Source organism: Streptomyces sp. NPDC056883 (assembly GCF_042788835.1).
Lineage (GTDB): Bacteria > Actinomycetota > Actinomycetes > Streptomycetales > Streptomycetaceae > Streptomyces > Streptomyces stoeckheimensis.
In genome coordinates, this window is the sequence record NZ_JBHUBS010000001.1 from 1,004,043 (window position 1) to 1,016,298 (window position 12,256).

13 protein-coding genes and 3 pseudogenes are annotated in these 12,256 nt (G+C 70.0%); 8 read left to right on the forward strand and 8 right to left on the reverse strand.

All coding sequences use genetic code 11. The features are described 5' to 3' along the window. Nucleotides 1–370: 370 nt before the first annotated feature. The 6 genes from ACFRU2_RS04770 to ACFRU2_RS04795 all read left to right on the forward strand — a co-directional run bounded on the left by ACFRU2_RS04770 (nucleotide 371) and on the right by ACFRU2_RS04795 (nucleotide 4,665). The gene (locus tag ACFRU2_RS04770; RefSeq protein WP_382967556.1) at nucleotides 371–709 is read left to right on the forward strand and encodes a MerR family transcriptional regulator; all 339 of its coding nucleotides are present in this window, start codon (nucleotides 371–373) and stop codon (nucleotides 707–709) included. A gap of 1,392 nt (nucleotides 710–2,101) precedes the next feature. Next, nucleotides 2,102–2,452: a hypothetical protein gene (locus ACFRU2_RS04775; RefSeq protein WP_382967558.1), complete on the forward strand. Its 351-nt coding sequence runs from the start codon at nucleotides 2,102–2,104 to the stop codon at nucleotides 2,450–2,452. Nucleotides 2,453–2,661: 209 nt separating this feature from the next. After that, complete coding sequence (locus ACFRU2_RS04780) at nucleotides 2,662–3,135, forward strand: hemerythrin domain-containing protein (protein ID WP_382967559.1); 474 nt, start codon at nucleotides 2,662–2,664, stop codon at nucleotides 3,133–3,135. A gap of 185 nt (nucleotides 3,136–3,320) precedes the next feature. Next, the gene (locus ACFRU2_RS04785; protein WP_382967842.1) at nucleotides 3,321–3,791 is read left to right on the forward strand and encodes a DUF6296 family protein; all 471 of its coding nucleotides are present in this window, start codon (nucleotides 3,321–3,323) and stop codon (nucleotides 3,789–3,791) included. Nucleotides 3,792–3,867: 76 nt separating this feature from the next. Then, nucleotides 3,868–4,095 carry a hypothetical protein gene (locus tag ACFRU2_RS04790; RefSeq protein ID WP_382967561.1) on the forward strand — a complete coding sequence of 76 codons (228 nt, stop codon included), beginning with the start codon at nucleotides 3,868–3,870 and terminating at the stop codon, nucleotides 4,093–4,095. Between the two features lie 9 nt (nucleotides 4,096–4,104). Beyond that, nucleotides 4,105–4,665, forward strand: a complete 561-nt coding sequence (locus ACFRU2_RS04795; RefSeq protein ID WP_382967563.1) for a type 1 glutamine amidotransferase domain-containing protein — start codon at nucleotides 4,105–4,107, stop codon at nucleotides 4,663–4,665. Between the two features lie 21 nt (nucleotides 4,666–4,686). Here the strand turns inward: ACFRU2_RS04795 and ACFRU2_RS04800 are convergent, their stop codons facing one another. The 5 genes and pseudogenes from ACFRU2_RS04800 to ACFRU2_RS04820 all read right to left on the reverse strand — a co-directional run bounded on the left by ACFRU2_RS04800 (nucleotide 4,687) and on the right by ACFRU2_RS04820 (nucleotide 7,089). Then, nucleotides 4,687–5,268 carry a DUF2231 domain-containing protein gene (locus ACFRU2_RS04800; RefSeq protein ID WP_382967565.1) on the reverse strand — a complete coding sequence of 194 codons (582 nt, stop codon included), beginning with the start codon at nucleotides 5,266–5,268 and terminating at the stop codon, nucleotides 4,687–4,689. A gap of 141 nt (nucleotides 5,269–5,409) precedes the next feature. Then, nucleotides 5,410–6,057: an endonuclease gene (locus tag ACFRU2_RS04805; protein ID WP_382967567.1), complete on the reverse strand. Its 648-nt coding sequence runs from the start codon at nucleotides 6,055–6,057 to the stop codon at nucleotides 5,410–5,412. Continuing rightward, nucleotides 6,054–6,473 carry a hypothetical protein gene (locus ACFRU2_RS04810; RefSeq protein ID WP_382967845.1) on the reverse strand — a complete coding sequence of 140 codons (420 nt, stop codon included), beginning with the start codon at nucleotides 6,471–6,473 and terminating at the stop codon, nucleotides 6,054–6,056. Before ACFRU2_RS04810 ends, ACFRU2_RS04805 begins: the two co-directional genes overlap by 4 nt. Before the next feature lie 34 nt (nucleotides 6,474–6,507). Continuing rightward, nucleotides 6,508–6,720 (reverse strand): annotated as a pseudogene (locus tag ACFRU2_RS04815) (ATP-dependent DNA ligase); the annotation flags it as partial. Between the two features lie 45 nt (nucleotides 6,721–6,765). Further along, complete coding sequence (locus tag ACFRU2_RS04820) at nucleotides 6,766–7,089, reverse strand: plasmid stabilization protein (RefSeq protein WP_382967569.1); 324 nt, start codon at nucleotides 7,087–7,089, stop codon at nucleotides 6,766–6,768. 206 nt (nucleotides 7,090–7,295) lie between these two features. Here ACFRU2_RS04820 and ACFRU2_RS04825 point away from each other — a divergent pair, with 206 nt between their 5' ends. Next, nucleotides 7,296–7,907 carry a hypothetical protein gene (locus ACFRU2_RS04825; protein WP_382967571.1) on the forward strand — a complete coding sequence of 204 codons (612 nt, stop codon included), beginning with the start codon at nucleotides 7,296–7,298 and terminating at the stop codon, nucleotides 7,905–7,907. Beyond that, nucleotides 7,904–8,279, forward strand: a pseudogene (locus tag ACFRU2_RS04830) (NAD-dependent epimerase/dehydratase family protein); the annotation flags it as partial. The gene ACFRU2_RS04825 and the pseudogene ACFRU2_RS04830, both read left to right, overlap by 4 nt. A 638-nt stretch (nucleotides 8,280–8,917) precedes the next feature. Here ACFRU2_RS04830 and ACFRU2_RS04835 read toward each other — a convergent pair. The 3 genes and pseudogenes from ACFRU2_RS04835 to ACFRU2_RS04845 form a co-directional block, all read right to left on the reverse strand. Then, nucleotides 8,918–9,070, reverse strand: a pseudogene (locus tag ACFRU2_RS04835) (serine/threonine-protein phosphatase); the annotation flags it as partial. A gap of 285 nt (nucleotides 9,071–9,355) precedes the next feature. Continuing rightward, entirely contained in the window at nucleotides 9,356–10,012 is a 657-nt protein-coding gene (locus ACFRU2_RS04840; protein ID WP_382967573.1) for a pyridoxamine 5'-phosphate oxidase family protein, read from the reverse strand. A 36-nt stretch (nucleotides 10,013–10,048) separates the two neighbouring features. Further along, a complete protein-coding gene (locus tag ACFRU2_RS04845) occupies nucleotides 10,049–11,314 on the reverse strand; it encodes a globin domain-containing protein (RefSeq protein WP_382967575.1) in 1,266 nt (421 codons plus the stop codon). Nucleotides 11,315–12,256 lie beyond the last annotated feature (942 nt).

Consider the following 12,256-nt stretch of genomic DNA (forward strand, 5'->3'; position numbering starts at 1 on the left):
AGCGGCGCTACAGCAGGCCGCAGAGCAGTTCGCATCATCAGCAGGACCCGTGTCACCAGCAGTACCGGTAGGTGCAGTACCGCAGTGAGAGCAGTGCCCAGCAGATCCCAGAGGGAAGAACGGAGGAGCCGAGCGCCATCAGGATCGCCCGGATGGACAGTTGAGTCCGGGTACCGCAGGACATCGATAGTGAGGTGGTCTCCGGTCAAGCAACCGCGATCCCCGCAGCCCCGACAGCATTGTGGTCGGGCACGCGGACACAGAAGGCCGGCGCACGATCAGGGCCGGCAGATGGTGTAGCAGTTCCTTCGGGGCCCTGGCGCTTATAGGCGCCAGGGCCCCTCGACGCGTTTTTCACAGAGAGGTGCAAATGACAGCAGAAAATCCGACCGGCCCCCTCGGCGGCCACCTGGACGACGACGACTACCCCGCCTACACCATGGGCCGGGCCGCCGAGATGCTCGGCACCACCCAGGGCTTCCTCCGCGCCATCGGCGAAGCCCGCCTCATCACCCCGCTCCGATCTGCCGGCGGCCACCGCCGCTACTCCCGCTACCAGCTGCGTGTCGCCGCCCGCGCGCGGGAGCTCGTGGACCAGGGCACCCCGATCGAATCCGCATGCCGGATCGTGATCCTGGAAGACCAGCTCGAGGAAGCTCAGCGGATCAATGCTGAGTACCGGCGTGCCGCAGAAGCGACCGAGGGCTGACCGCATCCATAGGCGACTGACTCCTGTGCTTGCCCGCTGGCGTCGGCGGGCAGGCGACGGGCGCGACAGATCAGGGCACGCTGGAGCCCTGCGGGCTCCCAGACCAGGCCCTGCGGCTCCTGGGCGTCGCCGGCGACCACGCAGAAGTACATGGTGCCGCTCAGCGCCGTGACCACCCGGGCCGAGGGAACCCGCCGCGGGGGAGTATCGCGGCTAGAGACATCTTCGGCCCACCCCATGAGGTGCGCGGGGCGGTGCCCAGCGGCGGCGTTGGGTCATGTGCCACGACTCGCGGTGTGGTGAGCGAGGCGTGAGCTGGAAAACCGTCGTGCCGGGGACAGAGCGTGATGCGGCGGGGAATGTTGAGCTGGCAGCCAAGTGCCAACACGCCGGCTGGCCGACGGGATGGGCCCCGCCGTGGCCGCTGTCTGGGTGGGCTGGGTTCCCTGTGTCAGCGGGTCGCTGGGACACCGTCTGGGTTGCTGCGATGCAATACCAATCGCGGGAGGAGCGGCTGGAGAGGCTGCTGGTCCCGGCCCCGTGGTGCTGTCGGCTGGGGGCGGGTGCGGCAGCCGTCACACGTCGCCGCACCGCCCCGGCCGACAGCACCCTCAAGCGGCGGTGGCCGCTGTGCTGGCTTTGGTGGGGGTCGTCCATCTGCCCTGTGCCGGTGTGCGTGGCGGTGCTGCGCGTGTGAGAGTTCAGGTGGGAGAGCCGCGACGACGGGTTGTCCCACGCGAGCAGGACCTGGCCGGGGACCGTAGTCACTCCGGCCGGGTCCTGCTCGCATTTCGGGGCAGCCACGCTGCTCCGGCGGGGCGGCGCTCCGTGGTGAGTCTTCAGGCGGTCGGTCACTCGGCACCCTGGGGCTGTTCCACGGAAGTCCTGGGAGCAGCCCGCGAGCCGGTGTGGTGCCGGGCAGCCGCGCGAAGGCCTGTCTCGCCTGGGCGCGGCTGCCGCGCGGATGTGCGGGCGGGGTCAGGGCTTGACGACGGCCCGTGGCCGGGCTGCGATCGCCGGCGCGGCGATCAGGGCGAAGGAGAGGGCCACTGGCACGGAGACAATTCCCGCCAGCCGCATTCGTCGAATCGTCTTCAGTACCGCGTGCACTGTCACCACTCCTCGAATCGTCCTACCGGACGGGCGGAGCATCACCCACGCGGGGCAGAAGGCAGGCGCGACAGGCTGACGATCAGACAAACGGCAGCGCGTCGGCCCAACGACAGCTCGGCCGTACCTCCGACCCCGCCATAGCCTGCAGCCCAGCACCAGATGGGGGCAGCCTGTCGCCGGTCAACACCAGGCTTCGCGAAGCGTGACCGGCCGCGCCCCAGAAGGGTTTTCTCGCCGAGCCGGCCGGCCCTTGTCGGCTCCCCGCGACAGGGAGAACTCATGGATCTGCACAACCGGCTCCTGCTGGATGACAACATCCTGATCATCACCGTCCACGAGCCCGTCGCCACCGAAGATCGAGCAGCTCTTGCCCAGGCCATCGACCTCCTCATCGACGAACACCACCCCGCAGCCCTCGTCATCACCCTCGACCCAGACGCCGGGACACCGGCCGCGGTCTCCGTCATCCTGCGCACGCACCGCTATTGCGCCGAGCACAGCATCCCCATGGCCGCGGTCACCTCTCACCCTGCGACCCGCTGTCTGATCAGATCCAACGAGCCGGCCCTGCCCGTCCACCTGCACACCGACCACGCCCTCCTCACCGCCAGAACCCTCCTGCGCCGTTGATCTGTGGTGCAACGGTTCCCGGTCCTTGGTCATGCGCCGCACAGCAAGGGCGCGGACGCCGCACCGTGGCGGGTTGGGCGTAGGGCGTAAGCGGCCATCTCGTTCGGACCATCCCCGGGGCCGGGGCGGGCCATGGTGCTCCGGACCGGGTACACGGGGTCCGGGCGCCGCACTCGCGCTGCCTGGCAGGCCAATGCAAGGAGGACCCGGTGGACGGGATCGTGTTGCTCAAGGAAGACCACAAGACGGTCGAGAAGCTGTTCAAGCAGTTCGAGAAGGCCGGCGACAACGCGCACGCGGAGAAGCGGAAGATCGCCGACAAGGTGATCGAGGAGCTCACCACGCACACCTGGATCGAGGAGAAGATCTTCTACCCGGCCGCCCGGGAGGCAGCGCCCGACACGAAGGATCACGTCCTCGAAAGCATCGAGGAGCACCACGTCGTGCTGTGGATGCTCTCCGAGCTCAAGGACCTGGACGCGGCCGACGAGCGTTTCGACGCCAAGATGACCGTCCTGATCGAGAACGTCCGCCATCACGTCGAGGAAGAGGAGAAGGACTGGTTCCCGGACGTACGCAAGGCCATGGGCCGCAACCGTCTCACCGAACTCGGCGAACAGATGGAAGAGGCGAAGAGGAAGGCGCCGGGCGAGCCGCTCGCCGTCCCCAGCGCTAAGAGCTGAGCTTTCCTGCCACCCGGGCACGTGCCCACGGGGTTGAGCGAACCGCATGCGGGCAGGCGCGTGACTGCGAGAGCTATCCCGAAGGACCGGGCCGAGTGTACGCCGCCGTTCCCCAGCGCTCATGTCCTCTTCATCCCATGAAGCGAGCGGCGACGCTCGCACAGACAGGACAGGCGATGAGCACGATGGCCGAAGGCACGCTTCCCGATCCCGCCCCGTCGGCTCCTGTACGGCTGCAGCACGAGGGCGGAACTGCTGACGATCACGGGCGGCTTCCAGGAGCCCCTTCCCGGGTGGGCACGGGTTCGACGGCGCTCCCCAGCGACCCCGAACGCGTTCGCGAAGCCAACGCATCAGGGGGAAACCGCGCAAGCGACTCCGGCCTCGACGCCGCGTCCCGGGTCGCCGTGCACCCTGTCGAACCGAGAGGGGAACAACGAGAGAAGTACGAATTGGCCTTCCCCGGCGGAGCGGACGGGGCAGACCTCGTGGAGGTGACCCGCATCAACCGGACGGGACCGGGGGGCCACCCCGTCTACGAGGACGCGACAGGCATCATCCAAGCCGAGATCAGTAGCGAGTCCGAGGTCCGGGTCTTGGCCACTGGAGGCGGCCAGTCTTCAGTCCCCGGCGTCATGGCACGCCCCTTGAGCTAGTGCCTCGCGCTACCCCGACGCAGTCGCCCCGAACCGCGGGGACGGCTCAGGAACAGGAGTTCATCCCGGCCGCCTCGTGCGCAAGAACCTCATCGCCGCCGTCCCCGACCTGACCGGACTGCGCTTCCAGGCCCTGCACACCGACGACGCCGCTGCCGCCTACCTCGCGGCCGCGTCCCGCCAGTGCATCTCGTCGGCCCTCGCCGGCACGGACCCCGCCGTACCGCGGCAGGACCTGTCCATCCCGCTGAGTGGCGGCCGTTCCAGTCCCAAGCGTGAACGCCCGTACGAACACAGGAAGTGAGTGAGCACCGTGCGTATCGCATTTCTGACCGCACTCGAGGGCGTGGAGGAGATCGAACTCACCGCACCCTGGAAAGCCGTCCAGGAGAACGGATGGATCCCGCAGTTGGTCTCGACCGAGCTCGGACGGGTGCAGGCGTTCAGACACTTGGACAGGGCGGGCACCTACGCCGTCGACCACGTGCTCGCCGGTGACACCTCCGACGCCTTCGACGCGCTCGTCCTCCCCGGCGGAGTCGCCAACCCAGACGCCCTGCGCATGAACAGGCGGGCGGTCGGTTTCGTACGGAGCTTCTTCGAGGACGCCAAGCCGGTCGCTGCGATCTGTCACGCGCCCTGGACCCTGGTGGAGGCGGACGTCGTACGGGGTCGGACGCTGACCTCATGGCCGAGCCTGGCGACCGACATCCGCAACGCGGGCGGCACCTGGGTGGACGAGGAGGTACAGGTCTGCCACACGGCACCTGCGACGCTGGTCACGAGCCGCAAGCCGGCCGACCTGGACGCGTTCTGTGCTGCTTTCCTACGGGAACTCGCCGACAGCCCGCACGCCTCGGCAGCGAGCTCCTGACACCGCGGAGCGCAGGGTCCCTCATGGTGCGGCGTGCGCTCCGACGGCTTGTCGGTAGGCGATGTGTCCGCCCAGCGCGCCGGTGACGGCTACGGCGGCCAGTCCGGCCAGTGACCACATACGGCCCTTCGCCGATCGGCCGCGGAGCCGTGCTGTCAGGGATGCGGTGTAGCACGCCACCGCGGCGACGTTGGTGACCGCGTGGGCCAGGCCGACCCGGGCTTGCGCGGGCGGCAGATCGGCCCAGTCGACCCAGCCCGTGATCGCTGCCGGGGCGACGCCGGCCAGTCCGACGGCGGTGAGGGTCGTCGCCGCGCGATGTGCACCGGGTACGACGTCGAGCACCGAGGCTGACAGCCAGCACCCGATGGGTACTTGGACGAGCACGGGGTGCAGGGGATGGCCCAGCGGTCGGCCGCGCAGGAGATCGCGCATGCCGCCCAGGGGGAGGGAACGGATTCCGCGCTGGAGCGCCCTGATGGCCGGATCGGCCACTCCTGTGCGCTCGAGCCGGTCCAGGGCCTTCAGCCAACAGGCCGAAGCGGTGTCGAGTACTGCATGCTGCCCGCCCAGGGGCGACGTGTCGGGATTGCGTTGGTTCATACACCACGCCTACCCGGTGGCACGCAGAGATCTCACCTTCACCTTGACTGCACCCGAACGACCGGCGCGCCAATGGGGGAGTCGTGGCTCGGGCCGGTGGCGCGGAGTGCTGTGTGCGCCCGGAAACCGGCAAGGAGCCGTTCAGCCGGTCTTCAGGAGGTCGTCGGCGGCGTTCTTGGAGAGTCCGACCCTCACCAGGGCTGCTGCCAGCCTCGGCAGGGCTTCGGTGTCCACCAGGCGCGCAAGGCCCCCGGGGGAAGACGGGAGGCCGAGCTCGGCGGCGGCCCCGCGTGCGCGGGCGTCGAACGACGGGCGCAGCTCGGGCCACACGCCCTGGGCTTCGCGGCAGAAGATGTCCGCTCCGGCCGGTCCGATCCGCGGTACCTCCCGCAGCAGCTCGCGGATTCGGTCCGGACGGCCGTCGGCCGCGTCGCGGAGCCGACGAAGGTCGCCGCGGTACCGGTCGAGGACGAGCTCCGCCCCGTCGCCCAGCGCGGTGGCCGTGCTCTCGTCGTAGCGGCGGTAGTGGGCACGTCCGAGGGCGTCCACGCGGTCCTGCCAGGAGGAATCCGCCATCGCCCGGGGTGTGCGCATCCCGGCCGCGAACAGCTCGCGGGCCGCGGCCACCGCGATGTCGGCCTTGATGCGTACCGAGAAGAGCACGCAGAGGGTGAGCAGCTGGTAGAGGGGCGCGGGCGTGTTCCGAAGTGTGATTCCGGCTTCCTCGGCGTGGGTCTGCCCGTACCCGTCCATCAGCCGTCGCACGGTCGTGCGCCGTTCCCGTGTCATGGCGTCAGTCCCCCTTCATCCTCTCTTCGCCACGCGTCAGTGCGCTGAGCAGACCGCGGGGCCTCGGAGGGACCGGGGCCGAGGCAGATCCCGCCAGGGATGCTCCTTGAGCAGGCCGTCGTCGGTGGCCAGGGTCCAGCGGCGGGAGGTGAGGTCCGGTTCGTCGAGATCGCTCCAGCCCAGCGGGGGCCGCGACGGGGGCGTCGGGGTGGGCGCGGACGGCGTAGGGGGGGTGCGGCGGTCTGGGCGTAGGCGTTGCGCTGGATGTCGAGGGAGAGCCGGCCACGGCGGGTCTTCTTCCGGGCCTCGGTGGTGAACCGGGCGGGGTGGCGGGCGGCCAGGACTTCGGCGACCCCGCGTGCGAAGGCGCGTACGTCGTCGAAGGGGGGCGCGGCCGTCGAGTACGACCACGACATGGAGGCCGCGGGAGCCCGTGGCCACGAGCGAGGAGGGCAGTTCCAGCTCGTCCAGGAGCCGGTGGAGGGCGAGGGCCGCGTCCCGCACGCGTGCGAAGTCCTCGTCGGCCGGATCGAGGTCGAAGACCAGCCGGTCCGGATGGTCGGGCCGGTCGGCCTTGGACAGGAAGCGGTGCGGGGTGGTGCGCGCCTGGTCGGCGAGGTGGAGCAGGGTGGCCGCGTCGCCGCAGATCGCGTAGGTGACCACGCCCCTTCAGACACGGGGCGACTCCTGTGTCTCCGCCGCCGGCGGTCAGTGGCCGAGGGCGCGCTTGAGTTCGGCCTTGTCCATCTTGGAGCGTCCCTCGATGTTGCGCTGCTTCGCCTCGTTGTACAGCTGTTCCTTCGTGGGGCCCTGCGAGCCGCTGTGGGACCGCTGTCCGCCCCGCTTCGAGGAAGACATGTCGTGCGTGGAGGCCCGGCTCGCGGTCTTCGACTCGCCGGCACGCGCGCGTTCCTTGTTGACCGTGCGGGCCGCGATCTCCTTCGCCCGCTTCGTGCTCTCACCGCGCTGCTCGGCGCTCTCCTTGATGTGCTCGTACTGCCGTTCACGCTTGGGACTCGAACCGCGAGGCATGGCCGCTCCTCGTTCCGCGTAGCCGGTCCCGTGGCGGATCCACCGGACCCGCACGGCGCCTGCCCGCACGCGTGCGGCTCACACCATGAACGCCGCGAAAAGGTCGACGCGGGCGTCGTCGTAGCCGGTGGCTGCCCCGTGTGCCGGGCCCTTGAACGGGCAGGCGCGGGGTGGACCGACGGACCGGCCGCGGAAGGAGCAGCGCCATGCGACGAAGCGCCATGGAACACCGCCGATCGGAGACCTCCGGGAAACGAGTCGCGCCGGACCCACACCGCCTGCTGGGCATCTACCTCAATGACCACCTCGCCGGAGCGGGGGCGGGCATCGCCCTCCTCAAGCGGACGTCACGCGCCCACCGCGACACCGACGCCGGGCGTCGCCTGGCGGCCCTCGCCGAGGAAGTCGCCGAGGACCGCAACAGCCTGCGCGAGATCATGATGGCTCTCGACATCCCCGCGAAGGACCTCCGCATGCTCCTGGGCATGGCCGTGGCACAGGCGGGGCGGCTGAAGCCCAACGGCAGGCTGCTCTCCCGCTCGCCCCTGAGTGACGTCCTCGAACTGGAGGCGATCAGGCTCGGAGTCGAAGGCAAGAAGGAACTCTGGCGGGCCCTGCACACACTGGCCCGTTCGGACCCCGCACTGGACACGGAGGCCATAAGCCGGCTGCTGGCACGGGCCGAACGCCAGGCCGACACCCTGGAGACGCTGCGGCTGACAGCCGTGGGCCGCGCCCTGCGCGGCGCACCCGGGGCGGCGGCGCCCCCTCCGCGCCGCCGCGCCGGGCGGGCGCCGAAGGCGGGGTGGGCGACATGAAGGTCGTGGTGCCCGGAGCGACCGGCAACGCGGGCACGAGCGTGATCCACGCGCTGGCCCACGATCCCGGCAGGTCACAGGTCACAGGTCACAGGTCACAGGTGACGGGTGTGGCCCGCCGCCTGCCCGGCCACCGGGTGGACGGGATGCGCTGAGAGGCGGCCGACGTCGCTCCCGGCGGCAGCGACCTGAACCGGCTCTTCGGCGGCGCGGACGCCGTGGTGCACCTGGCCTGGAAGTTCCAGCCCACCCACGATCCCGTGGAGACCTGGCAGACGAAGGCCCTCGGCTCGGTGCGCGTCTTCGAGGCCTGCGCACGGAGCGGGGGTGCCCGCGCTGGTGCACGCCTCATCGGTCGGGGCCTACTCTCCACACCGACGATGCCGCTGCCGCCTACCTGGCCGCCGTGTCCCGCCCGGAACCGCTCTCGCCGTGAACACCAGGACTAACCCGGCCGCCGATGGCCGTGGCTGGTACCGCCCCCGCCCAGGCGGGGCCGTCGGGCCGGGGTGGCGACTGCTACCAGGCGGCGTGGGCGCAGATGGTCTTGCCGCCGTCTGGGGTGGGATCGGTGTGCGTGTGGGTGGTGAGGCGGTCGATGAGGTGCCATCCGTAGCCACCGCTTCCATCGGTCGTGGGGGCGCGGGGCTGAACCGGGCGTGGGCTGGTGTCGGTGACGCGGATTTCGACGTGGTCTTCATGGAGTTCGAGGTGGAGGGCGGCGGGGGTCCCTCGGTGTGGCGGATTGCGTTGCTGACGAGCTCGGTGAATACCAACAGCACCGTGTCGCTGTACTCGGGCCGGGCCGGTGCCCTGACCTGCGCGGCGTGGTCGAGGAACCCTTGGGTGGCGCCCCGTGCAGTCGTCGTGGGCCGGCCAGTGCGGGGCACGGGCTGGTCGAAGACCAGGACGGGCGGTGCCACGAGTGCTCCCTCCGCGGTGGGCCTACACGGCGCCTGCCCTCCCTGCTGGTGCCCACCCTATTTAGCCCCGTCCGTCCTGGTCTTGCCTCAGGTATTCGTCTGGTGGCTTTCGTTGTGGGGGCCGTGCCAGTCCAGACACAGGACGGTGGCGTCGTCCTTCGGCGGGCCGCCGTCGTACGCGTCGCTTACTGCACCGACCAGCGTGCGCACGACCTCCCGCGGGTGCTCGGCGGCGGTCTTGCGGCCCGGCTCGGTGAAGGCTGGCGACCTGGCCCAGGGGGAGGCCGTCACCATCGGTGCCGACGACGCGGAAGGACAAGGGGCGGTGAGTAAGACACGCTCCGAGAGAGCACCAGCGCCTTCAGAAGGCGCGTTCAGGCGGTCCTGCTCGCACGGTCGGTCTCCACGCCTGTGCGGGCGACGACCCCGGGCAGTCGTCCACCCTGGTCTCCGGTAGCCGGTGCCGGGCCATCCGCGGGGGTGAAGATCCGCCCGGCGGTACGGCGTCCCGCCTGGGCGGGGAGGTCACCATTGCCCGGTCATCCGGGTCGCTTCGACGTACCCGCCGTGCACCACCGGGCCGGCCGGTGCAGTGTGGGAGCCGGTGAAGTACTCCGCGTCCTTGGGACGGTCGGCGGGATTGCTGGAACGGGGGGCCGGCACCAGGTGCGGTATGTACTTGGAGCAGTGGATGTAGGCCTCTTCGACGGTGAGGTGGACCCACATCTCAGGGCCGCGCCCTGGGCCGACGTCGTTGGGCAGGCCGGGCTGCGCGGTGCGGAGGTCGGCGTCGAGGTAGAGCTGGGCAACGCCGTTGACATGCAGGCCGACGTGATGGTGCGTGAAGTCGACGAAGAGCATGCCAAGGTGTGGATTCTCGCTCATGTTGCCGGCACTGGCGAGCACGCCGTTCCCCCGGAACTCCGGGTAGACAAGGGTGTGTTTGTCCAGTACACGCACAAAGCCGGGCGGTCCTGCCCGGAAACTGGCGTCGCATTCCCCGCGGGAGTCGGCGGTGGCCAGGAAGACCATGCTTTGGCGGTCGATGAACTCCTGCATCTCGGCCGTGAGACAGGGGCGCACCTGGTGGTCGTAGAACCGGGCGGCGCGGTCGGCGCTGCCCATGTTCTGCTGCAGCCGGTGTTCGCCTTCTGATCCGAAGGGCGGCGGGGGGAAAGTCACGGGGCGTTCTCCTGGCAGGATCGGCAAGCGTGTGGTTCAAGGAGCGGACAGGACGGGGCTCTCGAACGGGTCGTGGTGGATGCGGTCGGGCTGGGTGCCGTGCCGCGTGAGTGTCTCGCTGGCGGAGACCACCATCGGAGCCGGCCCGCTGAGAAAGACGTCGTGCCGGAACCACGGGCCGTACTCGGCCAGCACCTGCGGCAGGGATCCCCGGATACCGGGGATGTACTCGTGGGAGACGGCGCCCCTGATGGACAACCAGTGGTACTGCTGCGCCATTCGGAGCATGTCGTCGACCCCGTACAGCTCGGCACCGGTACGGGCTCCGAGGAAGAGGTCGACCTTGTGCCGTCCGCCACGGCGGGCGACTTCCTCGACGATCGCGCGGATGGGTGCGAGACCCGTGCCGCCCGCTACACAGAGCAGATCCCTGTGGACGGCGGCATCGAGGACCATGTCACCCATCGGCGCACCGAGCTTGACCACATCTCCCACGGCGGATCGGTGCACGAGCGCGTCGCTGACCGAGCCGCTGGCCACCGCGCGCACGTGGAAGGTGAGGGTGCCGTCGGGACGGGGCGCGTTGGCGGGGGAGTAGTAGCGCCACACTTTGGGCCACCACGGCGTCTCGACGCTGACGTACTGCCCGGCGACGTACGGGTACGGCACGTGGGGGCGCACGGTGACCTCGGCGATGCCGTGTCCACGCTGGACCTTGTGGACCACCCTGGCGGGCCAGATGGCGGGGCGCTGGGCCTCGTCCTGGTCGGCAGCGCTGATCATAGCGTCGGCGACCACTCCGTACGCCTTGGTCCAGGCCGTGGCGACATCCGTGCTCCAGGCGGGACCGGCATAGCGGGCCAGAGATGCGAGGAGGCACTCGCCCACGGCGGGGAAGTGTGCGCTGAGGGTGCCGAACTTGCGGTGATCGCGACCGAGGTGACCGCAGAAGCGAACCAGGCTCTCCGGGTCGTCGACCAGGTCCACGATGCGCAATAGCGCACGCAGCAGACGGCCGCGTTGGGCGTCCATTCCCGGGGGAAACATTGGACGGACCTCGGGGTAGCGGGTGAAGAGGATCGCGTAGAAATAGACCGTCATGTCCGCGGCGAAAGGTTCGACGACGGAGACGGAAGCCCGTATGAGCGCTATCTCGTGGGCGGAGAGCGGCGGTTCGGCGGCGGCTGGCTCGCCGCTGGCGGCGGTTTGGGAGGGAGCCGCGAGGGGGGCGGTGCCTTCCGGGTACGGCTGGGGATGCCGGTGCGTGGGCGGGTTGGTGGGGCGTCCAGTCCAGAATTTCAAGAGACCAGTGCTCCTCCTACCGGTATGTGATCTGGCCCCGATCGCCCGAGGACGGTGTCATACATGACGTCGTCGTCTCGCAACAGGCCGAGGGCGCAACCCTCACCCGATCTGCCTCCCGGCGGAGTGGCGGGCGTGGCGGCGACGGGGGCTGGCATGAGTACTCCTGGTGAGGTGCGGGACGTTGAAGCGGGAGCACGGTGTCCCGGAAGTTGCGTGATCACGGATGCGACCCAGACGTATCAACGGGCCGAAACGACGGGCCCGGCCGATTCCACGCTCGGCGATACCAGCGTTTAGGGGCCGATTCATCACGGATCCAAGGTGGATTGCAGTCGGGGACAAGACGTGGCTGGGCCCCCGACCTGGGGAGTAGGTCGAGGGCCCCAAGAGGGGTGCGACGGCGCTAGCTGCGCGTCCCGGAGGAGCCCTTGACGTCTTCCTTCGCATGGCGGGTCTTGCCCTTGGCCTGCTCCGCGTGCGTCTTGCTCTTCTCCGTGCCCGACATCGGGACCTCCTCGTGATGTACCGGATCTTGGTCGTGACGACCCTCCTGCTCGCGATCGGTCCCGGCAAACCCCTTACCGGGTACCGACTTCGCCAAGGCACCCGCTGGGGCGGGTGGCTTCACGGCGTTGCTCTCAACGACTGCGGCAACGGCAAGGCGACTGCTCACGCACCCGCGGCAGGTCGTAGGGCCGACGGCATGCGTGGGGCCGGGCTGACGGGATCAGACCCGCCGCGCCAGGCTCCGGTCTCCGTGCCGCCGCGCTCCCCGATGAAGTCCTTGGATCGCATGAGGTCGCCGGTGACCGGCGGGCGACGAAGCCCAGCTTGTCGGCACCCTCGCGGGCGGCCTCGGAAAGTAGCCCTCCGTGGTCGCCCACCCCAGAGCGGACAATCCGGCGCCCAGAGGCCGGCGGCGTGGGCCCTTAGCCGCTG